Raw genomic sequence first — 24,693 nt, forward strand, 5'->3', positions numbered from 1 at the left:
GGCGGCCAGCGTCGCCGCATCGGCCGCGCCGCGCAACACGGTGACCGTGGCACGCTCAGTGGCCAGGTTCACCTGCGCGTCCACCACACCCGGCACGGCGCGCAACGCACGCTCGACACGGCCCACGCATGACGCGCAGGTCATATCGGCGATATTGAGTGCGATCTCGGCGCGCGGCACGTCGTAGCCGGCATCGGCCACGGCCGTGGCAGCCGCGTTCAGCACTTCGGGGCTATCCGCTTGCAGCGTGGCCTGCTCGGTGGCCAGATTGACCGCGACGTCATGCACGCCGGGCACCTTGGCCAGCGCCGTTTCCACGCGGCGCACGCACGAAGCACACGTCATACCCTCAACAGGTAGACGCCATTCGGATGGTTGGAGAGATGCGGCAGGATGGGTCATCGGAGTCGTGGAATCTGAGCGACGGAGCGCGACAACTGCACTGTGAACCTTACCACCATTGGAAGGTCAAGGATTTGTTGAGTCGCACGCGACACTTGCGCTTCCCATGGTGGGAAGGTTCACACTTCAACCTGTCGTCGAGATTCATTGCTCACCGATCCAACCCAACAGGAGTCATCACCATGATCCAGTTCCAAGTCGAAGGCATGTCCTGCAACCACTGTGTCGGTTCCATCACTCGCGCAGTGCAGGCCGTGGACCCGGCTGCTCGCGTATCGGCCGATGTGCCAACCCAATCGGTCAAGGTCGAATCGGCTGCGGACCGCCAGGCGCTGCAGCAAGCCATCGAAGGCGCCGGCTACCCGGTCAAGTCGGCAAGCTGATCGTCGCCGTCAAACAAGAAAGGGCACCCGAAGGTGCCCTTTTTCACGTCCACGCCGGAAAGGCTCAGAAGCGGTAGCCGACGTTCAGGTACGTCACGACTGGATCGATCTTGATCTTCGTGTGCGACTGAACCTGCGCGCCGTTGGCCAGCGTCGTCGTGAAATTGGCCGTGGTGGTGACCGGCACGTACGACACCGAGAAGCCCACGAACCAGTTGTCGGTCACGGCGTAGCTGGCGCCGACGTTGAACACCGGGTTCCACGACGACTTGGCGCTTGCGGTCATGTGCGAGCCCGGACCGAATTCACCTTGCACGAACGACTGGTTGGTCACGGATTCGCCCGTGAACCACGTGTAGTTCACACCGAGACCCACATACGGGCGGAACTTGGTCTTGGCGTCGAAGAAGTGCCACTTGGCCACGATGGCCGGGCTCCACTGGCGCACTTCGCCGAGCTTGCCGTACTTCTCGTAGCCGCGATCGCCGCTCACGTTGTGCTTCGGCGGCACGCCGAGCACGAATTCCGCCGAAATATTGTCGGTAAAGAAGTGGGCGAAGGTCAGGCCGAGCGTATCGGCCGAATCGATCGTCGCGCCCGTGTTCGGCTTCTGCGCGCCGACCGGGAAGCCACCAATCGAATCAATGGTCAGAAATTCCGAGTGGCCCGTCGGCATAATTCGCATCCAGCCAAAACTGACCATATTGCTGCCTGCCGATTGAGCCTGTGCAACACCAGCCAGTGCCATGGCGGCGCCTGCCACCAGCATCTTCTTATAGATCGTCTTCATTGTTCCTCTTACTCCGTCCTTTGGTTACAACGCACTGCTAGGGGCGCATTATCCTGTGCGCCGGGCCCCGACTGTTTCAAACCGGTTACCCAACGGTAGAAGATTTGCCCTAAAGACAGGGTTAACCCAAAGTCTGAGTACGAATTTTCAGATTTTTGGCTACACACCGACGCTTCCGCGCAACGGTTCTGTTTCAAGCATGAAAGACCATTTCGGAAAAAGGGACCTTCTGGCGTGATCTGACCGCGCTCAAACACCCGTTCGGGTATTGTGCGAAGGCATTTTGTGTCACTTTTTGCTGGCCAGCACGCATGCTGCGAGATCCCAGAGCGCGTAGCCCACGCTCTTGAACACGAGGGGACTCCCGGTCCGCGCACGCAATGCATCAGCCTCCAGGATCGCTGTCTCGAACGGCTGCACGGTCTGCCAGTCGATACCGGCCTGCAGCAGGTCTCCCGCTTCATCCTCGATACCGAAAAGCGTGTCCGCCAGCAGACGTCCACTGGCCGCCGCCGCATGGCAAAGCCGCGGGGGCAGTTCGCACATTTCCGGTCGGAATGCGCCGACTGCGGCAATGAAATGGCGGTCAGTCCACAGGCCGCTGTCGAGATCGGGCAGGACCGGCGTGCGGCTCGATGTCACCGTCACCACCATCGACACACGCGGCAGCACCTCCGCCACATCCTCGATCACCGTGGCCGAGACGCCCAGGCGCCCGGCGTGCTCCGCCAGCGCCTCGGCCTTGTCTCGCGTGCGCGAATGCAGCCAGACCTTGCGAACGGGCAAGCCAGCCACGAACGCCTCGAGATGCGTCTGCGCCTGCACGCCTGCGCCGACGATCAGAAGCTCGCCATCCGGCACGGGCGCGAACGACTGGGCCGCGAGCAGCGACACGGCAGCCGTGCGGCGGCCCGTAACGGTCGGGCCATCGAGCAATGCAATCCGTTCGCCGGTGTGTGCGTTGGCGACGACCACCTCGCCGAGGATATTGGGCAGTCCACGTTGCGGGTTGTCGGGATGCACCGTGATGTTCTTGGTCATCACGATGTCGCGGTTGCGTGCCGGCATGACCAGCAGCGTGCCATGCCCACGCTCCACGTCGCCGACCGGCAGCGCGATACGCGGCGGCGCCATGGCGGTCCCGTCGCGTAGCTCGGCCAGCATGGCCGCGATGGCCTGGGCCAGTTCCGGATAAGGCAGGCGTGCCGCCGTGGCGGCGGCATCCAGGGGGACGAACGAAGCGGCGGGAGCTGTCATCGGCAACAAGGCGGTTTGGCAAACGAGACCGCCATTGTCGCCGAGAGTCGCCTGAAGTACGCCGCGCCGATGACTCGGTCCCGCTCAGCGCGACAGGAACTGCATCATCGCTGCCGCATAGCGCGTACCCGCCGCTGCGCCCAGCGGGAAGATCGCGTCGATCCGGGCCAGATCCTGCGCGCTCAACGTCACGCCCAGCGCGCCCAGGTTGTCGTCGAGATTGGCCACGCGCCGCGTGCCGGGAATCGGCACCACGTGCTCACCGCGCGTCAGCACCCAGGCCAGCGCCAGTTGCGCCGGCGAGCATCCCTTCTCGCTCGCCAACGCACGCACGGCATCGACCAGTTGCAGGTTGCGCGCGAAGTTCTCGCCCATGAAGCGCGGATTGGTACGTCGATAGTCGTCCGCTTCGAAATCGTCGGGCGTACGGATTGCGCCGGTCAGGAACCCACGGCCCAGCGGGCTATACGGCACGAAGCCGATACCAAGCCGCGCGCAGGTGGCCATGATGCCGTTCTCGTCGACGTCACGCGTCCAGAGCGAATACTCGGTCTGCAGCGCCGTGACCGGATGCACCGCGTGCGCCCGCTCGATTGTCTCGACGCCGGCTTCAGAAAGGCCGATCCACCGCACCTTGCCCGCCTTGACCAGTTCGGCCATTGCGCCAACGGTGTCCTCGATCGGCGTATCGGGATCGATGCGGTGCTGGTAGTACAGATCGATATGGTCGACGCCGAGCCGCTTCAAACTCGCATCGCAGGCGGCGCGCACATATTCGGGACGACCATTGACGCCGCGCGCCGTCGGATTCGACGGATCGCGCACGATGCCGAACTTGGTCGCCAGCACCACCTTGTCGCGCCGGCCACCGCCAAGCGCGCGCCCCACGAGCTGCTCGTTCGTGTGCGGGCCATAGATGTCGGCGGTGTCGAGCAGATTCACGCCGTGGTCGAGCGCATGGTGAATCGTGCGGATGGATTCGGCATCGTCATGCGCGCCATAGAACTCGCTCATGCCCATACAGCCCAGACCGATGGGAAATACCTCGGGGCCGTTACGGCCCAGCTTGCGTGGTGTGGTCATCTGGAAGCTCCTCAGGATAGGTACTTCAGCGAACCCCGCGATGATACGCGCGTCGTGCGGCTATTGCCGGACCGGCCCCGCAGGCGTCTTCCGTGGCGCCGCCGTCTCACGAACACCCGCGCCGCGCCTCGATGCCGATCTCGTGCACTACCTTCCCCGCCGCATCGACCAGTTGCACGCGATGCCGGCCCGGCCATGGCAACCAGGCAACCTGCCCGCCCTTGCCGAGCGGCTTGCCGTCCATGCGCCAGCTCACCGCGCGCGCGGTCTGACCCGTCAGCCCATCGGCATGAAACCAGATCCGCTGCGCGGCCGGAGGAATATCGGGATCGAGCGCGAAGATCGTGCCGTCGGCCGGGCTGGCGATAGCCGGCATCGTGTTGCCCTGCTCCGTCGTGCCCACACTGACGCGCCGCATCGCGGTGCCGCTCAGGAATACCTCCTGCCGTGCCGGCTCGAGTTCGTCATCGAACGTCAATGCCACACGTTCGACGCCTGATGGCATCGCCGGCGCGCGGCTCGGCGTGCGCTGATGCAGCGCTTCCATGACCTCATGCCATACGGGCGCTGCGCCAGACACTCCCGACACGTCGTGCATGCTCGCGCCGCTGGCATTGCCGACCCACACGCCCACTGTGTAGCGCTCCGACCAGCCGACGCACCAGTTGTCGCGCATGTCCTTGCTCGTGCCGGTTTTCACGGCCGTCCAGAAACGCGTGGTCAGCGGACTGTCGAGCCCGAACGTGCGCGCCCGCGCGTGGCGATCAGACAGCACATCCCCGATCACGAACGTCGCCGCCGGCATCATCACGTTCTGCTTCGACGGTACGGCCGCATTCAGCGTCATCCGCGATGGCGCATACGCGCCCTGGTTGGCGAAGCTGCGATAGGCATTGGTCAGCGACAGCAGCGACACATCCGCACTGCCCAGCGCAAGGCTATAGCCGTAGTAGTCGCCTGATTGCGTCAGCGGCAGGCCGAGCGCCACCAGCCGTTGATGAAAGCGGTGCGGCGTCACCATCACCAGCGTGCGCACGGCCGGCACGTTCAGCGACGAACCCAGCGCGGCGCGCAGACTGACCCAGCCCGCGTAGCGATGGTCATAGTTCTGCGGAATGTAGAGGCCACCGCCAGTTGGCAGATTCACGGGACGATCGTCAAGCAGCGAAGCCGCGGTCAGCCTGCGTTCCTCGATAGCCTGCTCATAGAGGAATGGCTTCAATGTCGAACCGGCCTGCCGCAGCGCCGCCGCGTGATCGACCTGTGACGCCGCGGACAGGATGCCTGAAGAGCCGACATAGGCCAGCACGTCGCCGCTGGCATTGTCGATCACCACCACGGCGCCGTCCTCGACATTGCGCCCCGCCAGCTCGCGCAGATGGCGATCGAGGCTGCTCACCGCCACGCGTTGCAGCCCGGCATCGAGCGTCGAGGTGATGCGCGGCGGCACCGGCTTGCCGGACTCTCGTGCCTGCGCGATAACGGCACGCGCCAGATGCGGCGCGAGATTGGCGTTGCGGGCCTGCGGGCCGGTCTGCGCACTGGCTGACTTCACCAGCACCAGCGCAGTGAAACCGTCGAGCCCCTCGCATTCGCGCGGCTGGCCCATGTCGCGCAGAATGCCGCACGCACGCTTGGACACCTGCGCGGCCGAGGCATTGGGCGCGCGCACGAGCGCGACGGCCACTGCCGATTCACGCGCGTCGAGCCCGCTCGGCACCTTGCCGAACAGCGTCTGCGACATCGCGGAGAGCCCCACCAGTTCGCCACGGAACGGCACCAGATTCAGGTATGCCTCGAGGATCTGGTCCTTGCTCCAGCCACGCTCGAGTGGCGCCGCGCTGACCGCCTGCTCGACTTTCTGTCCGATGCTGCGACCACGGCCCGCGCGCAGATCCTCGTCGAGCAACCCGGCGAGCTGCATCGTCAGCGTCGAAGCGCCACGTGTGCGGGTGTTCCACAGATTGGCCCATGCGGCAGCCGCCACGCCCTGCCAGTCGACGCCGCTATGCGCGTAGAAGCGCTTGTCCTCGGATAGCACGATGGCAGTACGCAAGGCCGGCGACGTATCGGTCAGCGTCACCCAGTCGCCGCGCCGCGCGCGGAAGTCGTCACGCACGCGGGCCACGGTTTCGCCGTGGCGATCCACCACCACGATATCGGCGCTGCGCCAGTTGGCGCGAACCTCTCGAAACGTGGGCACGGCCTGCGCGGCGCCCGCGAATAACAGCAGCGCCACAGCAACATGAATCCCACCACGCTTCATCACGAACCCCAACCTCTCACGCGTCCCGCTCGGCCACCACGCCCGCCACCAGCAGCACCTGTGCGATGGCGTAGGTCCACCAGATGCCGAGTTGGTACGTGTCGAACAACGACAGAAACTTCGCGATGCCGATCATCGCGTCCGACGCCACGAAAAACAGAGCGCCGATTGCCGCCAGCGCCGTAGGCAGCGATGCCAGCATCGTCGTGCAGGCCATCGCCGCCAGCACGCAGATGTAGACCGTGACCGGCCACATCAGATCGCCGAGATTCGGCCAGAAGCGCCCAAGCAATGCGCCCGCCGCGCCGATGATCAGACCACAGCCGATCAGCCGATGCGGCCGCAAGTCTCCCATCATCGGCACGAACAGCCGCAGATAGGCCAGGTGCGCCATCAGGAACGCCCCGAGCCCGCCGATGAACGAGATCTTCAGACCGGGCAGCGCCAGCAACAGATCTCCCAGCGCGGAGAAGAGCAGCGCGGTCACGAGCCAGCGCCGCTCTCCTAACGGGCGATGGAACCACGCCGCGCGCGCGAGCATGACCGCCATCGCGGTTTTCCAGATCGGCTGATAGGCGATCTGGCCCGTCAACGGCGTGCCGGGAGGCAAGTACGCGGACACCTGAATCAGCATCACGCCGTATGTCACGCCGGCCAGCACGCCGGCAATCCACCATTCGCGCACGCGTGGGGGCATCCGCATGGCGATCCAGCTCACGGTTTTGCCCCCACTGTCATCTTGGCGTTCGGCGTCTCACCGAACACATCAGGCGCGTACAGCGCTTCAACGCGCGTAGGTGGCAGCGTGAACTCGCCGGCGTTGTTCAGGCGCACCGTGTACTCGACCGACAACGCTCCCTTCGGCACATAGCCGAAGTACTCGCGATAGACCGCAGGTGTGCGCTCCGTGAAGGCAGACCACGACTTCTTCTCGTCACGCGTCGCGATTTCCGAATCGCGGCCCAGGCCGCTGCCGAGAATCGTCGCGCCGGTTGGCACCGGATCGCTGACCACCACCCACGTCATGTCGGCCTGCGCGTCGATGTCGAGCTTCACCCGATAGGTATCGCCACGCGACCACTTGCCTGCCACCGCCTGATCCACCGGCGTCACGGTACGGCGCACGCGATAGCCCGCCGACACCGGTTCGGTCAGCGGTACGGCCGCCAGCGTGCGCACCGTGGCCCACGGACGACCCGAGCCCTGCTGTTCGACCTGCAGCGTGGCGGGTGCCGTCGATGTCTTGGCCGGCCACGGCAATTCGACCATGCCGCTGGTCACGCCGTCCTTCTGCGTGGCCTTCGACCATTCGAACGTGCGTGACGCATCGCCCAGCGCCACGCGCGCCGCGCCTGCCACCGGCGTCTTCTCGTACACCTGCGCATAGCGCTGGATCGCCAGCACGCCCCAGGCGTTGGCCGTGGTCGTCATCCACGCGCCGCGCGTCTGCCGGCCGAGCAGCCCGGTCACCAGTTCGGGCACATCGCCCTTCCAGTCCGGCAACTGTGTCGCCAGCGCGAGCAGCTTCGCGGCGTTCACATCGCCACCAGACATCAGCCACCACCAGTTGTCGGTGCGCTCGGTGGAGAACACCAGTCGCGTGCCCTGCACCGTCAGGCGGCTGCGCAGCAACTGCGTGGCTTCGGCCATGCGCTTGTCACGCTGCGGGATATCCTGCACGCGCGACAGAATGCCGAGCCAGTCGATCAGCGCCGACGTCGGCCACTGCTCGGGCAGGATCTGGATCGACCCGAGCATCCGCGCCTGTGCATGGCCGGTGCGCGACAACGCATCCAGCGCGGCAAGCTTGCGCACGTCGAGATCCATCGTCGCCGAAGACGGCGCCCAGCGCGGCGGCGTGATGCGGCCTTCGACAAAGGCGGTCAGTCCGCGCTCCATCTGATCGCGCAGCGCGTCCGGCACGCGCATCGGCAGGCCAGCACGCGCAGCTTCGTCGGAGATCGAGAGCAGATAGGCCGTCAGCACTTCGCTACCGTAGCTTCCATCGCTACGCAGCGGGAAGTACGCGGCCAACCCGTTGCTGTCCAGGTAGGATGGCAACTGCACCATCAATGCATCCCACGCGGCGGCATCGCCGAGGCCGAGCGCCTTCGACGAGCGTTGCTCGAGGCACGTGAACGGATAGTTGCGGAACCATTCGCGCACACCGGGCATGCCGCCAGCCAGCGACGACTGCAGCGACACCTGCATCCCGCCACGCACCTGGCCATTTGGATCAGTCAGCGCACCAGCCGGCGCCTGCACTGGCATCGAGGCGTTCGGCGTCAATTGCGCCAGCACTGCCTGCTGCACCGTCACCGGGATGGCAGGAACGATCTGTTGCGAGACCTTGAGCTTGTCGCTGGCGGTGCCGGTGCCCTTCTCGGTCGCGCCCACTTCCCAAAGGATCGACCCACCGCGACTGAACGCCAGCAGTGCCGGCGCGGTGATGTCCCAGCCAATTTCTCGCGCTTCACCGGCAGGAATCTGCACGGTCTGGGCGGGCAGCGTCTGCGCGTCGACCAGCGTCGCGCGCGCGGTGGCTTCCACGGTCATCGCACGCTGCGTGGTATTGCGCAGCGTGAACATCGCGCGGTACTTGTCATCCTCGCGCACCAGCAGCGGCAGGCCGGCGATCATCTGCAGGTCTTGCGTCGCGGCGATCGACGCGCTGCCGCTGCCAAAGCGGCCCGCGCCAAGATCGGCCACGGCGACAATGCGGAAGCTGGTCAGCGAATCGTTGAGCGGCACGTCGAGTGCGGCCTTGCCTTCCGCATCGAGCTGCACGCGCGGATTCCACAGCAACAGCGTGTCAAATAGCTCGCGCGTCGGGCTCTTGCCACCACCACCGCCCGCGGCCACGGCCTTGCGGCCATAGTGGCGGCGACCAATGATCTCCATCTGCGCGGTCGAGGTCTCCACCCCATAACTGCGCCGCTGCAGCATCGCATCGAGCAGGTTCCAGCTTGTGTTCGGCATCAGTTCGAGCAGCGACTGATCGACCGCCGCCAGCGCGACCTCGCCATTCGCCGCCGGCTTGCCGTCTGGCAGCTTCACCTGCACCACCACATGCGCCTTGCCGCGCACCGGATACGTGGCCTTGTCAGGCGTGACGGTCACGTCGAGCCGGTGCGCTTCGTTGCCGACGCGGATCTCCGCCAGACCGAGCCGGAACGCCGGCTTCGACAGATCGACCAGCGGCGACGGCGCCACGTATTCCTTGCCCTCGCTGCGGAACGCGTGCCACCAGTCCAGCGGCTGACGCCATCCCCACGTGAAGAACGAGTACCAGGGCACCTCGCGCAGACGTCCGCGAATGCTGAGCACCGAGACATACACGTTCGGGCCCCACTCCGGCTTGACCTTGAGCTTGATGGTCGGATCGGTGCCGTTCAGCTCGACCACTTCGGTGTCCAGGATGCCTTCGCGCTCGATGGCGACCAGCGCCGTCGCGCGGCGGAACGGCATCCGTACCTGGAACACCGCGGTGTCGCCCGGCGCGTAGGCCTTCTTCTCCGGCAGCACGTCCATGCGGTCGTGGTTCTCGCCGCCGAACCAGAGTTCGCCCTGGCGCGTGACCCAGACGGTCGTCGCGGCCTGTGTCACACGTCCATCGCCATCGCGCGCGTTGGCTACCAGTTCCACTTCACCCGCCTGCGACAACGCCACCTCGCAACGCGCGCGGCCCTGTGCGTCGGTACGCGTCTCGCACACCACGCCCAGGTCTTTCGTTTCGCTGCGGTTGTCGTAGCGATAGAAGCCACCCACCACGCGCTTGCGCGCTGACGTGGTGATCCGCGCGCTCGCCTTGACCTGTACCGGCGTATCGGCAATCGGCTTGCCCTGCGTGTCGAGCACCACGCCGTACACGGCCAGCTTCTGTGACACCGATACCCAGTTCGCGGCGCGAATGCCGGCCACCACCGCCGAAGGCCACACCGGTACGGTCTGCCGCAGCGTCTGGATCTCGCCATTCGGATCGGCAAAGCCCGCTTCGAGCACGAGGTCGCCCGGCACGTTCACCTTCGGCAGCTTCTTGATCGTGACCTTGCCATTGCCGTCCTTGTCGAGCGTCAACGGCAGCTTGTCGGCAACGAGCTTCTCCGCTTCGTCGCGCGAGCTCTCTCCTTCCTGGTCTTCCTCCTCGTCACCGCTGGCGCTCTGCTGCTGCGGTCGTGGGGGGTTGAACGAGAAATCGTCGTAGTCGGCAAAGTTCACGTACTTGTTTCGCATCAGCGCCGACACGCTCACGGGCAGCCCGGCTGCGCCACCACCGTTCGTGTAGTGGATCTCCACGCCAACCGGTACCTCGGCGGGCGCCACAAGGGCATTGCCCTTCGCCTTCGGATCCTTGGTCACCGACAGCGTGCCAGCCAGCACCGGCAGTCGGAACGCTTCCACGCGGAAGCTGCCGCTGCTCAGCGTGCGCCCATCACCATAGACCAGCGCCACATCGTAGACGCCCAGCTTGGCCGCCTGAGGCACCTGGAAGGTGTTCTCGGCGCTGCGGCCACCCGTGGCCGTGTTACGCCACGCCAGCGGCAGTTCATAGGTCTGACCGCTACCTTCGTGCGTGATGACCACCTTGTCCGGCATCGCGGCAGGCAGCGCGAATCCCTGTGCGGTCTCCGTGCGAATCAGGTGCTTCATCGACACCGTTTCACCCACGCGCAGCAGCGTGCGATCGAAGATCGTATGCGCACGCACGGTCTGGTTCGGACTCAGGTCTGTCGGCACGTTGAAGCGCCACGTCTCGATGCCACGATTCCAGTCGGACATCACGAACGCCATGTCGGCCTTGCCGCGCGCCTGTGGATGGTCCGCCGCAATGCGCGCGGAGACGAAGTAGCCGTCCATGCCGTTCGCGCAATCCTTGTAGCGGCGATCGGGCAGCTTTGCGAAGCGGGCGACGCCGGTGGCATCGGTCGCGCCTTCGCCCAGCAACTCGCCATCGCAGCTACGCACGGCCACCTTCGCATTGGCCACGGGCTTGCCGTCATCCAGCGAGGTGACCCACGCGAGACCGCTCATGTCGCCATCGGCCAGGCCACGCGCCAGCTTGAAATGCACACCGAGGTTGGTCACCAGTACCGCTGTACGCACATACATCGGCGCCTTCCGCCCGAGCAGTGCTTCGCCCAGCATCGGCGAAGCGATCTCAACCACATGGAAGCCAGGTTCCGGCAGCGGAATTCCGACCACTTCGAATGGTCGAGGCGAGGTGTCGTTCGATTTCGGAATTGCCAGCTTCTTCGCGCCGGATACGCCTTCGAGCAATGACACCGAGCGGGTCTCGATAGATGGCGCGTTGCGCGGGCTGCGTGCTTCCGACGGCGATTTGCCTGCGCGGATCGCATCAAGCTCCTGACGCGTCCACGAGTTCTCGTGCGTACGCTTGACCATGCCGAACCAGCGCAGGATCGCGCCATCGTCATCGACCTTGAGTCGTGCGACCGTGCCGGCTTCGGCCCGCGCCGACAGCGCCGGCAGATCAGCTTCGACGTTGCGCAGCGTGACTGGCAGCAGCGGCGGATAGTCAGCCGGCGACTTGCCGCGCGGCACATCGGCAAAACGTTCGACCACGCCAAACGGCGCGGCGGCGAACTTGGCCAGCGGCGGCAGCGCGGCGGTGGTCAGCTTGATGGGAAACAGGTCGGCATTGGACAGCGAGCGACCGCTCTCGTCCTTCAGATCCTTCGGCGCCTCGATCGTGAGGCTGGCCTTCTCCGGGAAGGGGCCCGGGAACGTGACCGACGACACCGGAGCGTCCCTGGCATCGTCGCTATCGAACTTAGGTGCGCGCGGGCCGGACGGCGTCTTGAGCACGATGTGCTCGGCCAGCTTGCGCGGTACCGGCGCGGTGAACGTGACGACCAGCGGCCGCAATGGCGTGCATGGGGCTTCGGCACGTTCGCGCTCGCAGGTGAAGCCCGCGGCAAATGGTTCGCGCACCTGATAATCGAAGCGGCGCGGCGCAGTGGTGGCCAGCCCGGACGGGGTGGAAATGCCGGCATCGAGCACGAGCTGCATGCGCGCGCCAGCGGGCAGGCGTTGCTGGCAGGCCAGCAGATGTACGGCTTCGGGGTTCTGCTTGACGATGTCGTTCCAGCGCACCGCTTCGATGACGCCATCCCGCTCCTTGCCCGTCAGCAGCCTAACCGGAATCCGCTCGCCAAGGCCTTCGGCCTGGCACCACGCATGTTCACGGATCGATCCCGCCGTGGCCGCGCCATTGAAGCGCAGCACGAACACCTGGTCTTCCTCGATCTGCCCACCCGACGGGCGCGCCGAGATCACGAACGGGCCGCCGGTCTCGAACCTGTATTCCGGTTTGCCTGCGTAGGCCTTGCCGGCCACGCTCTTGAGGCCTGCCGACATCCGCACCGAGCACCGCACGCCCGGGGGCAGGTCACGCTCGAAGTCGTAGACCCAGTTGGTGGCGTTGACCCATCGCCCGCTGCCGCCAACGCTGCCGCCGGTACAGGACACAGCCGCTGGCGGCGTGGCCTTGAGATCGCCCATCGGGACCATCGCCTCGTCGAAGCGGATCGCCACCTGCCGTACCTGCGGGACCACCCCTTCGGGTGAAAAGCGCGTGATCTGCGCGGCTGACGCCATCGGCGCCCACAGCACTGCCCCCAGCACGAGACCTGCGGCGGCGGTTCCAACCGCCGTGACGATCTTCGACATCATCTTGCCCTTTCCGGATTTGCCACCGGGCGAGGGTGACATGCGCGGATGGCAAGCGCAAGCCTCTGCACATTTTGTTCAGATCGCGTGACCGTTTCAGCGCAAATGTGAAAGTGGCAGCGGTCCTTCGCGCTTGAGCGCGGTCAGCACAATGTTCGACCGGATGCTCTCCACGCCGGGCACGCGCATCAGGCGTTTCATCGTGAATTCGGCCAGTGTGGGCAGATCCGCCACCACCACGCGGATCAGATAATCGGCCTCGCCCGCCACCGAGTAGCACTCCTGCACTTCCTCCAGCAGCAGGATTTCCTCGGCGAAGCGCTCGATGATCGTGTCGCCGTGGTGCGCCAGCTTGACGCTGATGAAGACCAGCACCCCCAGGCCCAAGGCTTGTGCCGACAGGTTTACGCGATAGCCGGTAATCACCGCGTCGGCCTCGAGCCGCGCCAGACGCCGGCCGACCTGGCTCGGCGACAGGTGCACGCGCTCGGCCAGTTGCTGATGGGTGGATCTGCCGTCGGCTTGCAGCGCCGCCAGCAGGGCCAGGTCGAAGGGGTCCAGGTCGGCATGGCTCATGATTCGCATCAATCTCGCATTGAATGTTAGATATGCGCGGATTATATGCATCCATCACCGTAATCAGGCTGATTTTGCGGCCTGAATGCAGCATCTGGTCGCTAGACTATGCATAAATTCCGCATACAGGAGACATAGATGATCGCCACGGCCGCCCCGCAGGAAAGCGCCACCGCCTTTGCCGGCACGATGACCGCCAAGCTCAAGGAACAGTTCGACGATGGCCTGCTATCAGGCCAGGAACTGCGCCCGGACTTCACCATCGCCCAGCCGGTGCACCGCTATACGGATACCGACCATGCGATCTGGCGCAAGCTGTACGACCGCCAGGCTTCGATGCTCCAGGGCCGCGTGTGCGACGAATTTCTCCAGGGACTGGCCACGCTGGGCATGGAACGCAACCGCGTGCCCGAATTCGACCAGCTCAATGAAACGCTGATGCGCGCCACCGGCTGGCAGGTCGTGGCCGTGCCGGGCCTGGTGCCGGACGAGGTGTTCTTCGACCACCTGGCCAACCGCCGCTTCCCGGCAAGCTGGTGGATGCGCAAGCCCGAGCAGCTTGATTACCTGCAGGAACCGGACTGCTTCCACGATGTGTTCGGCCACGTGCCGCTGCTGATCAACCCGATCTTCGCCGACTACATGGAGGCGTACGGCAAGGGCGGCCTCAAGGCGGCCAAGCTCGGCGCGCTCGACATGCTGGCGCGCCTGTACTGGTACACCGTGGAATTCGGCCTGATCCGCACGCCCGCCGGCCTGCGCATCTTCGGCGCCGGCATCCTGTCCAGCCAGGGCGAGTCGATCTACAGCCTGGATTCGGCCAGCCCGAACCGCATCGGTTTCGACCTGCACCGGATCATGCGCACGCGCTACCGCATCGACACGTTCCAGAAGACCTACTTCGTGATCGACAGCTTTGAACAGCTGTTCGACGCTACGCGCCCCGATTTCACCGCGCTGTACCCGGAACTGCGCGCCCTGCCGACGCTGGGCGCCGGCGATATTGTCGAGGGCGATCGCGTGATCAACGTCGGCACCCGCGAAGGCTGGGCCGACAGCGACGACATCTGAGCGGCGCGCATCCCGCCAGCCGCTTTGTGAAACAATGCCGGCAAGCCCGGCCGCTCGCGGCCCGGGCGGGCCGGCCTTCGTCTTACCCTACTCTTCAGATCGAGCCCCCATCATGACTCCTCTCTCCCAAGAGGCCCGCGCGAGCCTGCTCGCCGGCCTGCCTGGCTGGACCCCGGTCCAGGACCGTGACGCCATCCAGAAATCGTTCCGCTTCGCCGATTTCAACGCGGCGTTCGGCTTCATGACGCGCGTCGCGCTGCAAGCCGACAAGGTGGACCATCACCCCGAGTGGTTCAACGTGTACAACCGCGTGGACATCACCCTGTCCACCCACGATGCCAACGGGCTGACCCGGCGCGACATCGACCTGGCCACGTTCATCGAGAAAGCCGCCGCCGGTCTGGCGCGCTAACACGCCAGGGAAGGCGCTGTAGGGCAACTGAAAGGCAGACAACGGGGCGTCCCTGTACAATCAGCGGCATCCCTCCTACGAGTCTCGTTGTCTTGCTCCCATGCGTATCCTGCTGATCGAGGACGACCGTCAAATCGCCAGCGGCGTGGAGGCCGGTTTGTCCCGCGCCGGCCATCAGGTGCGCGTGGTGCACGACGGTGTCTACGCCACCGACCATCTGCTGCGCGAGCAGCACGATCTCGTCATCCTCGACCTGGGCCTGCCCGGCATCGACGGCATGACGCTGCTGGCCCGCTACCGCGCCCGTAACCGCACCACCCCCGTCATCATCCTGACCGCCCGGGATGAGCTCGAGGACAAGCTTTCCGGCCTGAATGCCGGCGCCGACGACTATCTGGTCAAGCCCTTCGCACTGCCCGAGCTGGAGGCACGCGTGCGCGTGCTGCTGCGCCGCAGCCAGCACGGCGAGGCCGCGCCGGAGCGCGATGTGCGCCTGGGCAGGCTCCGCCTGTCCGGCAACGACCGCCGCATGTTCGTCGATGGCCGCCCGCTGGAACTGTCGCCCCGCGAATTCGCCGTGCTCGAACTGCTGCTGCAGCGACAGGGCCGCGTGGTCAGCAAGGCACAATTGCAGGACCATCTGGCCACGTTCGCGCACCCGGCCGGTGAAGGCGGCGACACCGTGGGCGACACCGCCATCGAGGTCTACGTGCACCGCGTCCGCAAGAAGCTCGAGGATGGCGACGTCGAGATCGTCACCGTGCGCGGCTTCGGATACCTGCTCCAGATTCGTGCCGGCCACTGAGGGAAGCAGATTCCCCGGGATGCCCTGAATCGCCATGTGGCCGCGCTCGTCTTCCTCCTCGGCGCAAGCCGGTGACACGCCCGCAACGACCGCGACCGGCAAGCGCCTGCGCGGCGGCGGCAATCCCAAACCGACGTCGAATCCAAGCCTGCGTGTCCACCTGCTGCGCGCGCTGGCCACGCCGCTGTTCGCCCTCGTTCTGACCAGCGGTTCGCTGTCGTACTGGCTGGCGGCCCACTACACCACCCAGGTATTCGACCGTGCGCTGTATGGCGTGGCGAACAACATCGCCCAGCAGATCCGCATCGCCGGCCCACGCCTGGAGCAGGACATCCCGATGATCGCCCAGACCCTGGTGGAAGCCGAAGGCTCCGACCGGATCTACTGGCGCATCCACGGGCCCGACGGGCTGATCGGCGGGATGGATACCTGGCTTGGCTACGGCACAGGCCAGACCACGCTGCATGACGCCCGGCTGTTCTATGCCTGGTTCAGCGGCCGGCAGGTGCGCGCGGTGCGGCTCCCGGTCAACCTGCCGCCACCCAGCCCCGATGAAGCGGGTACGGGCGGTGAGACCAGCACGATGCGTGGGCCGATCGTCATCGAAGTAGCCGAACTCCTCGACCGGCGGGAAACTGCAGCCAACGAGATCCTGCTGTCGGTGTCGGTGCCGCTGATCCTGCTGCTGCTGGTGGGTAGCCTGATCCTGTCGCACGTGCTCAAGGAAGAGCTTGTGCCGCTGCAGATCCTGACCGACAAGCTCAACCGCCAGACCGCGCGCTCGCTGGCGGCGCTGGACGAATCCCAGATGCCCGCCGAAGTCGAGCCGCTGATTCGCGCCCTGAACGCGTTGCTCTCCCGGCTGCGCGACGCGCTCGACGCCCAGCGCAAGTTCATCGCCGATGCCGCCCACCAGCTCCGCACGCCGCTGACCGCCGTCAAACTCCATGCCGACCGCGCGGTTGATGCCGATTCGCTCGAGGTGGCCCGCCAGGCCTTGCGGGAGGTACAGACCGCCGCGGATCGCGCCGTGCGCCTGTCTAACCAGTTGCTGTCGCTGGCCCGCGCCGAACCGGGGTTGTCGCTCGAACGGCTAGGACCGGTCGAGCATTTCGATCTGGCCGAAATGGCCTTCGAGATCGGTGCCGAATGGGTGCCGCAGGCGCTGGCAAGGCGTGTGGATCTTGGATTCGAGGTGCTGCCCGGCCCCACCTTCACCGGCGGCGCGCCGGCCGTGGTGCGTGGCAATCGTCTGCTGATGCGCGAGGCGCTATCGAACCTGATCGACAACGCGGTGAAGTATGTGCCTGCCGGCGGGCGGATCACGGTGCGTGCCGGCGGCGAGACCTTGGGTCATCGCGGCATGGCCGTGGTGATGATCGAAGACAACGGGCCCGGCATTCCTGCGACACGCCGCGAGGAAGTGTTCAAGCGCTTCTTCCGTGGCGATCACACGCCGGGCGCGCAACCGGCCCAGGCCGCGCCGAGTGGCGCCGGCCTCGGGCTGGCCATCGTGCATGAAATCGTGACACTGCACCAGGGCACGATCCGGATCGAGGACGTGCCGGCGCCTGCTGGCTCACGGACGGCATTGGCAGTCGGATCCGAGAAGATCGACGAGGAGAGCGACGAGGCGACGGGCGAGCAGCCGGGGCGCCCGCCGACCATGCGTTTCGTGATCCGGATTCCGTGCGAAGCCCCCGGCACCGCAGCCTGATGCATCACGCGAGGGCCTTGCGCCCCGATCGCCTTACTTCTTGTCCTTCGGCGCCAGCATCGTGCCACGGCACTTGGGGCTGCCGCAGCGGCACTCGTATTCCTGCTTGAGCTTCTTTGTGTAGCGCGCGTCGATCACCAGGCCGTAGTCGTAGAACAGTTCCTCGCCCGGCTCGATATCGCGCAGCGCGTGGATGAACACGCGCCCCTTCTTCTCGCGCGCCTCGCAGTTCGGATCGCAGGCGTGATTGATCCAGCGCGCACGGTTTCCGCCGAACTTGGCGTCGATCACGTCGCCGTCGTCCAGACTGAAATAGAAGGTGTGATTCGGGTCGTTCGGATCGTGCGGATGGCGCTTGAGCGCTTCCTTCCAGGAGATGTGCTCGCCCTTGTACTCGATCACGCGCTCACCTTCGGCGATTTGGCCGATCGCGTAAACGCCCTTGCCATGCACGCCCGACTGGCGCACCTCGATGCGATCACTGGCGGTCTTCTTCTTTCCCGCCTTCTTCTCTTTATCTTTGGTGTCCGTGCCCTTGTCCGACATGTGCTGATTCCCGTGGCGATGGCGGCCGGTCCAGTCCGGCGCGAACCGGATGATACCCGTGCTGCCCACTCAGGTATACGCACGACGGACGTATACCTCGCCGCCACCAATGTGGATAACCAAGGCTATTTCTGTGGATAAGCGCGCGCGTTTGGTGTGGGTTTACTGGGGCTGACATGGGGACGGCGCTGGAACAACTCGGTGCGTATACGCGCACTGCCTCATGCGAATGACTGAGTCATCCACGTCGCCCGGCCGTTCATCCCTGTGGTTTTGGTATACGTAAACGCTTGATTCGCTTGATGTATACGCGGTTATCCACAGAATCGGGCGCAGTTTACCTACTACTACTATCTGTATACATGAAAAGAAGATGTAAACCATACGCATGAGCTGCGCCGTCGAGACGTATACCTCCAGACATCGCAGCCCAACGACCCGAATCCGGCATTCAGAAGGCCGATCAAAAAACAGGCAGGGTGCCCAGCAGGCCCCTGAACCTCTCCCAACCCTCCGCTACGCCTCCCAGGCAACGTATACGCCCCAGGACGCGCTCAAAGGGCCGTATACGTCCCTGGCAGCCTCCAGGAGGGGCCAGGAGCCTCTGTGCCCGTATACGCCGTATACGCGCTCACAGGGCTTCCAGAACGTCTCCAATCCCCGCCATCCCTTTGCTGACGCGGCCGTGCAAACGTAACCGGTAACAATCTTGTTTCCGGTGCACTTTGCCCGACACGGTATGATGTGGCCCGCGGCGTCTTTGCCAGAGCGGCTTCCAGGGTGAGGTCGCGGGCTTGGACGCTGGTGTTTTTTCAACTCGATACGGAGTGAAGCATGACGAAAACTGAACTGATCGACGCAATTGCAGCAGGCGTGGACGGTCTGACCAAGGCGAAGGCCGAGCAAGCCCTTAACGTGACCCTGGGCGCCATCATGGACGCCGTGGCCAAGGGTGAGACCCTGAGCCTGATCGGCTTCGGCACCTTCAGCAAGGGCGAACGTGGCGAACGCATGGCGCGTAACCCGCGTACCGGCGAAGAGATCAAGGTGGAAGCTGCAAAGACCGTGAAGTTCAAGGCCGGTCAGAAGTTCAAGGACGCAGTCAACCAGTAATGCCTGCGGGCGTCTCCAGCCCGTATCGCATGACCCCGCCGTGCCGCCGCCAGACGCCAGAACTGGCGCAGGTGCGCGCCAGGCGGGGGACGTTATCCACAAAGGATTTCCCGCGACGCCGCGGGTAGAATCTCACAGTCGGCATCGCCACTTTCGTGATGGCCGAAAATCCCTGAAAAATGCCATCCAGCCTTGTCTGATCAAGGCATTGCGGGATGTCGCGACGCATGGACCCGACATGCTGCCCCGCTTGCTGCTGCGCAGATTTCCACAGCGTTATTCACAGCGCTTTCCACACAAGGCTCCACAGGCTTCTCCACAGGCCATGGCGCAGAGACTGACGGCGGCAGTTGCCCTCGCCGTGCTTTGCGGCTGTACCACGACGCCTCCGAAAACGGCTCGTCCGCAGGCCGTGCCGCTCCCCGACTATCAGCAGGTGACCACGCCGCCTGGCGCAACGCCGCGGGAGCGCATTGTCGATATAGCCATGCAGGAATGGCGCAAATGGGGGCAGCAGGTCGTGCACATCGGGCGTGACGACAGCGCCTGCGTCACACAGAGTCCGCTGCCCGCTCCGGTGATTGCCGGACCCGAAAAGGCATCGGACGGCGGTGATGTCAGCAGCCAGGCGTCGGCGGATACCGAGAATGACGAGAACGGCCGGGAAGCGGACTGCGTGCGCTTTCCCGATGGCACCGGCATGGAAGCCACGCCCCGGGGCTGCCAGATGGCACAGGGGTACTGGGGCATCGTCGGTGAGGCGCCGAATTGCCGTCAGATCACCCAGGGCGCCTGGGCGTGGTCGGCCGTGTTCATTTCGTGGGTGATGCGCAAGGCGGGACTCGACAATGACCAGTTCCTGACCGGCCAGTCACATTCGATGTATGTGGTGGATGCACGCGATGGCATCCTGCCCCACCCTGCCTTCCATATCGAGCCGATGCCGGCGGTACCGAGGCCGGGCGACGTCATTTGCGCCGCCCGCGGACGCGACAAGTACATCTCCAGCGCGGCGGAGATCGGTTTCGGTACCACGCCGATGCATTGCGACATCGTGGTCGAAGTGGACCCCGCCGCGCGCGTGGTCAAGGCGATTGGCGGCAACGTCCAGCAGTCGGTGTCGATGGACGTGATCGACATGAACGATGCTGGCCAGCTCGACGGCTTCACGAATTCGCACATGCCGTGGCTGCTCCTGATGCGCAACAACCTGCAGTAGCTGCTTTTAATAATTAGTATAGATGGTCGATGATAAATTTTATCTTCGATCATTCGTACGAAAAATAACACTACAATTAGTGCTTGCAATCCATCAGCCCGCACGACTCTTTTCCATAAGCGGGATGGATGAATTTTGTTGTTTGTCGATTGGTTTGATTTATTGTGGGAATAGTTTGACGCCTACCATTCGATACCGGTAGTTCGTTCACTACATCCTGACGCGGCATTGACGGGGTTTGCTCCCGCGCGGAACACTGCGCGGTCGCAGTTCCCCCACGATTCAGCCCGCGCCATGCCAGACACCACCCCCACGATGCGTACCCCGACGACCGCGCGCCGGCTCGTTGCCGAAGGACTGGGTACGGCCTTGCTGATTGCGATCGTAGTGGGGTCCGGCATTCGTGCCGAGCGGCTTGCCGCTGGAGATACCGCGCTCGCCCTGCTCTGCAATGCCCTGGCCACTGGTGCCGGACTTGTAGCGCTGCTGGTGTCGCTTGGCCCCGTGTCAGGCGGTCATTTCAATCCGGTGGTCACTCTGTCGAACCTGATCCAGGGCAATCTGTCGCCGCGCGAAGCGCTTGGTTACGTGCTGGCGCAGTTGTCCGGCGCGGTGTTCGGCGTGATGGCCGCGCACGCCATGTTCGGTCTGCCGCTGCTGGCCGCGGCCACACAGGCGCGCACGGGTCCGCCCATGTGGTGGAGCGAATTTCTGGCGACGTTCGGGCTGATTGGGCTGGGTCTGGCCACCAGCCGCCATCGGCCGGGACTCGTGCCATTTGTCGTGGCGGGCTATATCACCGCCGGATACTGGTTCACATCGTCCACGTCATTCGCCAATCCGGCGCTGACAATTGCCTGCGCGCTGACCGATACCTTTACAGGTATTCGTGGGATTGATGTTCCGATGTTTATTTTTGCGCAGATATGTGGTGCAACGAATGCCGCGTTGCTGTTCCAGTGGCTCTGCCCTGCACCCATGGCAGCGGTCTCAAACCCGCCAGCCCAACGCTGGCAAGGCCGCACGGAGCTTACCAGCGCCGATTGAGCTGGACGCCGAAGATCGAGCCGGATGTCTGGGATGCCCAGGCATCGGCTGGCGAGGCGAAGGTGATGCCATCCACATCATTGGCACGGCTGTAGGTATAGAACGCACGCAGGTTGGCGTTGCCGGCCGATTTGCCGAGCGTAAGTGTCGGTGCCACGGTGAACGCCGTGCGCTGCCCGCCAACGCCAAACCCCGACGAGATCTGGTCGTGCGCGACCTCGAACGTCAGCCGGAACTGGTCGTTGGCGACGAATGCTGGCCGGACGCGCGTGGCGGCCCATTGCAGCGTGCCAACGCCGGAATGATCGAGCTGCAGGCTGGACTCCACCGAACCCGCCAGGCCTGTCCGGCTCTTCCATTCCACCGAATCGGACACGCGGACGCGTGACAGATCGTTGCCCATGCCCGAATAGCCGGTCATGGCCACGCGCGACCCCTGTCCATACTGCAGGCCAAGCCGATTGGTGCCATAGAGCACGCCCTTCTGCTCGTGCATGGCCGATGCCCACCATGCGCCGCCCGAATTCTCGATTTCCTGCATGGCTTCCACGCGGGTGAAGCCTACCTGGACCGAACCCTTGTCATTGGTGCCGATCGGTGCCGATCGGACTGTGTGATAGCTGGGCAGCTTGGCGCCATTTAGTTCGTTACGTGCGGTGTATTGATAACTCAGTCCGAAGTCGCCCAATTTGGCGTTGTCGACGCCGAAACGCATCGATGGCGAACTCGGTGGCAGCAGGCCCGACGACATCAGGAATGGATTGCTGTCGCGGCGGCCAGCCCAGACGCTGGCTTCCTGCAGCATGGGTGTTCCCGAGAGGCCACTGACGGAGGTATAGAAGTTCTGCACCAGCGCGTAAGGGTCCACCGCCGCGGCATTGCCGTTGACCGATGTCGTATCGGTGCCCTTGGCCTGCGCGACGAGCTGGACCTGCGTGCCGCCTCCCATATCCACCAGAGACTCGCGAATCTTGACCTCGCCCGAGCTGGTGCAGGCAAGCCCCTTGCCAAAGCCGGCCGAAGGCGTGCCACCGGCGGTGCAGGCGTGCTGCAGGCCTGACCGGTCCTCCACGGCCGCACGGCCGCTGTAGCCGAGCTGCCAGACCGAATCCCCGGCCAGATCGCCTGCCGGCAACTGCGAGCGCAGGACCGGCGGGGCGTCGGAAGGGGTTTGCGCGGATGCAGGGTCGCCGGTCCCTTCCCCTTGCGGCGCAGCGGCCTGCGCGGGGAACTCTCCCAGGCGGTGCGGGAACAGGACGAGCGGCGGCGGAGGTGGTGGCGGCGGCGCCAGCGAGTCGGGCGGGCCGACAAAATCCGGATCGACGGCATTCGTCGCTTCGACGGGCTTCGCGCTATCAGCGGGCGTTGCAGCTTCCGGGGAAGTTGCCCCGTTAGCGGGCGGCGTGGCCTCGGGCGAACTGGCCGCCTCGGCGGGCTTGGCTGCCGCATCCGTCGGTGCGGACGACAGGATCAGGTCGCCAAGCGGATCGGCTGAAGGTGCCGAAGCTGCCGGTGCGGCAACTGATTCAGGAACTGCCGCCGCTGGCTCCAGGGACGCCATCACCGAGGCAGCGGGCGGCACCGTGCTCTCCGCGATGAACGGTGGCGGGGTGACGGAACTGCCGGTATGCGCGCACGCACCCAGTCCCCACGCGGCCAGTACGGCAAACGTGAGGCGACGACGGGCAAGCAGACGATGGGGGCGCAAAGCAGGACGCAGCATGGCAACGACGAAACCGGTTTGGTACGAACACCGGAACAAGGGCTCAGGTTTTATCAGGTGAACTGTTGGACTACAAGGTGGGTTACAAAATCCGCCGAAATGCCCAGCTTTTCACATTACGAAAGGCTGCGGGACGATCCGGCCATGCCCCGTGCATCATTTCCGAACATGCCCGTTATCCGTTGCAGAAGTGCGAATTCCTAGCGAAAACCCCCATTCTGATGGGGCTCCGTGCCCAAAACGCCACCGCTATAATCGACCGGCCTGTCTTTCCGACAACACATCCGGATTCCCGACAGTTCTGCATACATACATATCAATAACGAGGAGATGTCCATGGAACGTCGTTCCTTCCTGTTGAAAGCGTCCGCCGTGGCCGCCACCGGAGCGCTCGCCGCCTGCGGCAAGGAAGAAAAGCCCGCCGCGCCGGCAGCATCGGCCAGCGCCCCAGCCGCCCCTGCTGTCATCGGCAGCAACCCGGCAGTGGAATGGCGGATGGCTTCGAGCTTTCCGAAGTCGCTGGACACCATCTATGGCGGCGGCGAACTGCTGGCGCAACGTGTGAAGGAACTGACGGACGGCAAGTTCAACATCAAGGTATTTGCCGCAGGTGAAATCGTGCCGGGCCTGCAGGTGCTGGACGCCGTGCAGAACCAGACCGTGCAGATCGGCCATACCGCCGGCTACTACTACTTCGGCAAGAACCCGACGCTGTGCTTCGATACGACGATTCCGTTCGGCCTGACCGCGCGCCAGCAGAACGCCTGGATGCTGCAGGGTAACGGCATGAAGCTGATGCGCGAGTTCTTCAAGGAATACAACGTCGTCAACTTCCTGGGCGGCAACACCAATGCGCAGATGGGTGGCTGGTTCCGCAAGGAAATCAAGAGCGTGTCGGATCTGCAGGGTCTGAAGTACCGCATCGCCGGGTTTGCTGGCGTGGTGCTGTCGCGCCTGGGCGTGGTGCCGCAGCAGATCGCCGGTGGCGATATCTACCCGGCGCTGGAAAAGGGCACGATCGACGCAGCCGAATGGGTGGGCCCGTACGACGACGAGAAGCTCGGCTTCTACAAGGTGGCGCCGTACTACTACTACCCGGGCTGGTGGGAAGGCAGCGCTCAGCTCTCGTTCTATGCGTCGGCACCCGAGTTCGAGAAGCTGCCCGCACTGTACAAGCGCGCGCTCGAAACGGCCACCATCGAGGCCCATACGAACATGATGGCGAAGTACGACACCGTGAACCCGCAGGCGCTGGCCCGTCTGCTGGAAAACGGCGTGAAGCTGCGTCCGTTCTCGAAGGAAATCATGGAAGCCTGCTTCAAGGCCACCCAGGAAGCCTACGCGGACGAAAGCGCCAAGAACCCGTCGTTCAAGAAGATCTTCGACGACTGGCGCGTGTTCCGTAACAACGAAGCCGCGTGGTTCAACGTGGCCGAGCAGGCATTCTCGCAGTTCAGCTTCGCCCGCAAGCTGTAAGTAACAAACGCCCCTCTCCCGCGCGGAGAGGGGCGAGTGGAGAGGGCCCGCACTTTATCCGCTAGCCACGCCCGCAAGGCGCTCACACGCGCTTGCTCCCGCCCCGGTAGAATCCGC

General features: G+C 64.8%; 18 protein-coding genes and 1 pseudogene. 9 read left to right on the forward strand and 10 right to left on the reverse strand.

Going from position 1 to position 24,693, the window contains the following annotated elements; genetic code table 11:
- Positions 1–402 (reverse strand): heavy metal-associated domain-containing protein (locus D769_RS00480; protein WP_152414895.1); only part of this gene is annotated, 402 nt, incomplete at its 3' end.
- A 182-nt stretch (positions 403–584) separates the two neighbouring features.
- Between D769_RS00480 and D769_RS00485 the strand changes: the two genes are divergently transcribed.
- On the forward strand, positions 585–785 hold the full coding sequence (locus D769_RS00485) for a heavy-metal-associated domain-containing protein (protein ID WP_008640966.1): 201 nt from the start codon (positions 585–587) through the stop codon (positions 783–785).
- 64 nt (positions 786–849) lie between these two features.
- On the opposite strand, the gene D769_RS00490 is transcribed toward D769_RS00485, so the two are convergent.
- The 7 genes from D769_RS00490 to D769_RS00520 form a co-directional block, all read right to left on the reverse strand.
- Positions 850–1,575 (reverse strand): OmpW family outer membrane protein, encoded by a 726-nt coding sequence (locus D769_RS00490; RefSeq protein ID WP_008640969.1) that lies wholly within the window; start codon positions 1,573–1,575, stop codon positions 850–852.
- 288 nt (positions 1,576–1,863) lie between these two features.
- Positions 1,864–2,832 carry a delta(1)-pyrroline-2-carboxylate reductase family protein gene (locus D769_RS00495; RefSeq protein WP_008640970.1) on the reverse strand — a complete coding sequence of 323 codons (969 nt, stop codon included), beginning with the start codon at positions 2,830–2,832 and terminating at the stop codon, positions 1,864–1,866.
- A gap of 84 nt (positions 2,833–2,916) precedes the next feature.
- Complete coding sequence (locus tag D769_RS00500; protein ID WP_008640971.1) at positions 2,917–3,915, reverse strand: aldo/keto reductase; 999 nt, start codon at positions 3,913–3,915, stop codon at positions 2,917–2,919.
- Positions 3,916–4,021: 106 nt separating this feature from the next.
- Positions 4,022–6,181, reverse strand: a complete 2,160-nt coding sequence (pbpC, locus tag D769_RS00505; RefSeq protein ID WP_008640974.1) for a penicillin-binding protein 1C — start codon at positions 6,179–6,181, stop codon at positions 4,022–4,024.
- A 16-nt stretch (positions 6,182–6,197) separates the two neighbouring features.
- Positions 6,198–6,899, reverse strand: coding sequence for a lysoplasmalogenase (locus D769_RS00510; protein ID WP_008640976.1), 702 nt, complete (start codon positions 6,897–6,899; stop codon positions 6,198–6,200).
- Positions 6,896–12,874 (reverse strand): MG2 domain-containing protein, encoded by a 5,979-nt coding sequence (locus D769_RS00515; protein WP_008640977.1) that lies wholly within the window; start codon positions 12,872–12,874, stop codon positions 6,896–6,898. The genes D769_RS00510 and D769_RS00515 overlap by 4 nt, the downstream gene beginning before the upstream one ends.
- Positions 12,875–12,967: 93 nt before the next feature.
- The gene (locus tag D769_RS00520; protein ID WP_008640978.1) at positions 12,968–13,447 is read right to left on the reverse strand and encodes an Lrp/AsnC family transcriptional regulator; all 480 of its coding nucleotides are present in this window, start codon (positions 13,445–13,447) and stop codon (positions 12,968–12,970) included.
- A 138-nt stretch (positions 13,448–13,585) separates the two neighbouring features.
- On the opposite strand from D769_RS00520, the gene phhA reads away from it, so the two are divergent.
- From phhA to D769_RS00540, 4 genes and pseudogenes are all read left to right on the forward strand, one after another.
- A complete protein-coding gene (gene phhA / locus D769_RS00525; protein ID WP_008640979.1) occupies positions 13,586–14,518 on the forward strand; it encodes a phenylalanine 4-monooxygenase in 933 nt (310 codons plus the stop codon).
- A gap of 106 nt (positions 14,519–14,624) precedes the next feature.
- Positions 14,625–14,930: pseudogene (locus D769_RS00530) on the forward strand (4a-hydroxytetrahydrobiopterin dehydratase); the annotation flags it as partial.
- 100 nt (positions 14,931–15,030) lie between these two features.
- Positions 15,031–15,735, forward strand: coding sequence for a response regulator (locus D769_RS00535; RefSeq protein ID WP_008640981.1), 705 nt, complete (start codon positions 15,031–15,033; stop codon positions 15,733–15,735).
- 34 nt (positions 15,736–15,769) lie between these two features.
- Positions 15,770–17,452 carry a sensor histidine kinase gene (locus D769_RS00540; RefSeq protein ID WP_008640982.1) on the forward strand — a complete coding sequence of 561 codons (1,683 nt, stop codon included), beginning with the start codon at positions 15,770–15,772 and terminating at the stop codon, positions 17,450–17,452.
- 33 nt (positions 17,453–17,485) lie between these two features.
- Here the strand turns inward: D769_RS00540 and D769_RS00545 are convergent, their stop codons facing one another.
- Positions 17,486–17,998, reverse strand: a complete 513-nt coding sequence (locus tag D769_RS00545; protein ID WP_008640983.1) for an SET domain-containing protein-lysine N-methyltransferase — start codon at positions 17,996–17,998, stop codon at positions 17,486–17,488.
- A gap of 834 nt (positions 17,999–18,832) precedes the next feature.
- Here D769_RS00545 and D769_RS00550 point away from each other — a divergent pair.
- The 3 genes from D769_RS00550 (at position 18,833) to D769_RS00560 (ending at position 21,377) form a co-directional block, all read left to right on the forward strand.
- A complete protein-coding gene (locus D769_RS00550) occupies positions 18,833–19,111 on the forward strand; it encodes an HU family DNA-binding protein (protein WP_008640984.1) in 279 nt (92 codons plus the stop codon).
- Between the two features lie 238 nt (positions 19,112–19,349).
- Complete coding sequence (locus D769_RS00555; protein WP_035881152.1) at positions 19,350–20,330, forward strand: DUF2272 domain-containing protein; 981 nt, start codon at positions 19,350–19,352, stop codon at positions 20,328–20,330.
- A gap of 294 nt (positions 20,331–20,624) precedes the next feature.
- Entirely contained in the window at positions 20,625–21,377 is a 753-nt protein-coding gene (locus D769_RS00560; RefSeq protein ID WP_152414896.1) for an MIP/aquaporin family protein, read from the forward strand.
- Here D769_RS00560 and D769_RS00565 read toward each other — a convergent pair.
- Positions 21,361–23,100 (reverse strand): carbohydrate porin, encoded by a 1,740-nt coding sequence (locus tag D769_RS00565; RefSeq protein WP_008640991.1) that lies wholly within the window; start codon positions 23,098–23,100, stop codon positions 21,361–21,363. The two genes, D769_RS00560 and D769_RS00565, sit on opposite strands and share 17 nt — an antisense overlap.
- A gap of 336 nt (positions 23,101–23,436) precedes the next feature.
- Between D769_RS00565 and dctP the strand changes: the two genes are divergently transcribed.
- A complete protein-coding gene (gene dctP, locus D769_RS00570; protein ID WP_008640993.1) occupies positions 23,437–24,576 on the forward strand; it encodes a TRAP transporter substrate-binding protein DctP in 1,140 nt (379 codons plus the stop codon).
- Positions 24,577–24,693: the final 117 nt, after the last annotated feature.

Source organism: Cupriavidus sp. HMR-1 (genome assembly GCF_000319775.1).
Lineage (GTDB): Bacteria > Pseudomonadota > Gammaproteobacteria > Burkholderiales > Burkholderiaceae > Cupriavidus > Cupriavidus metallidurans.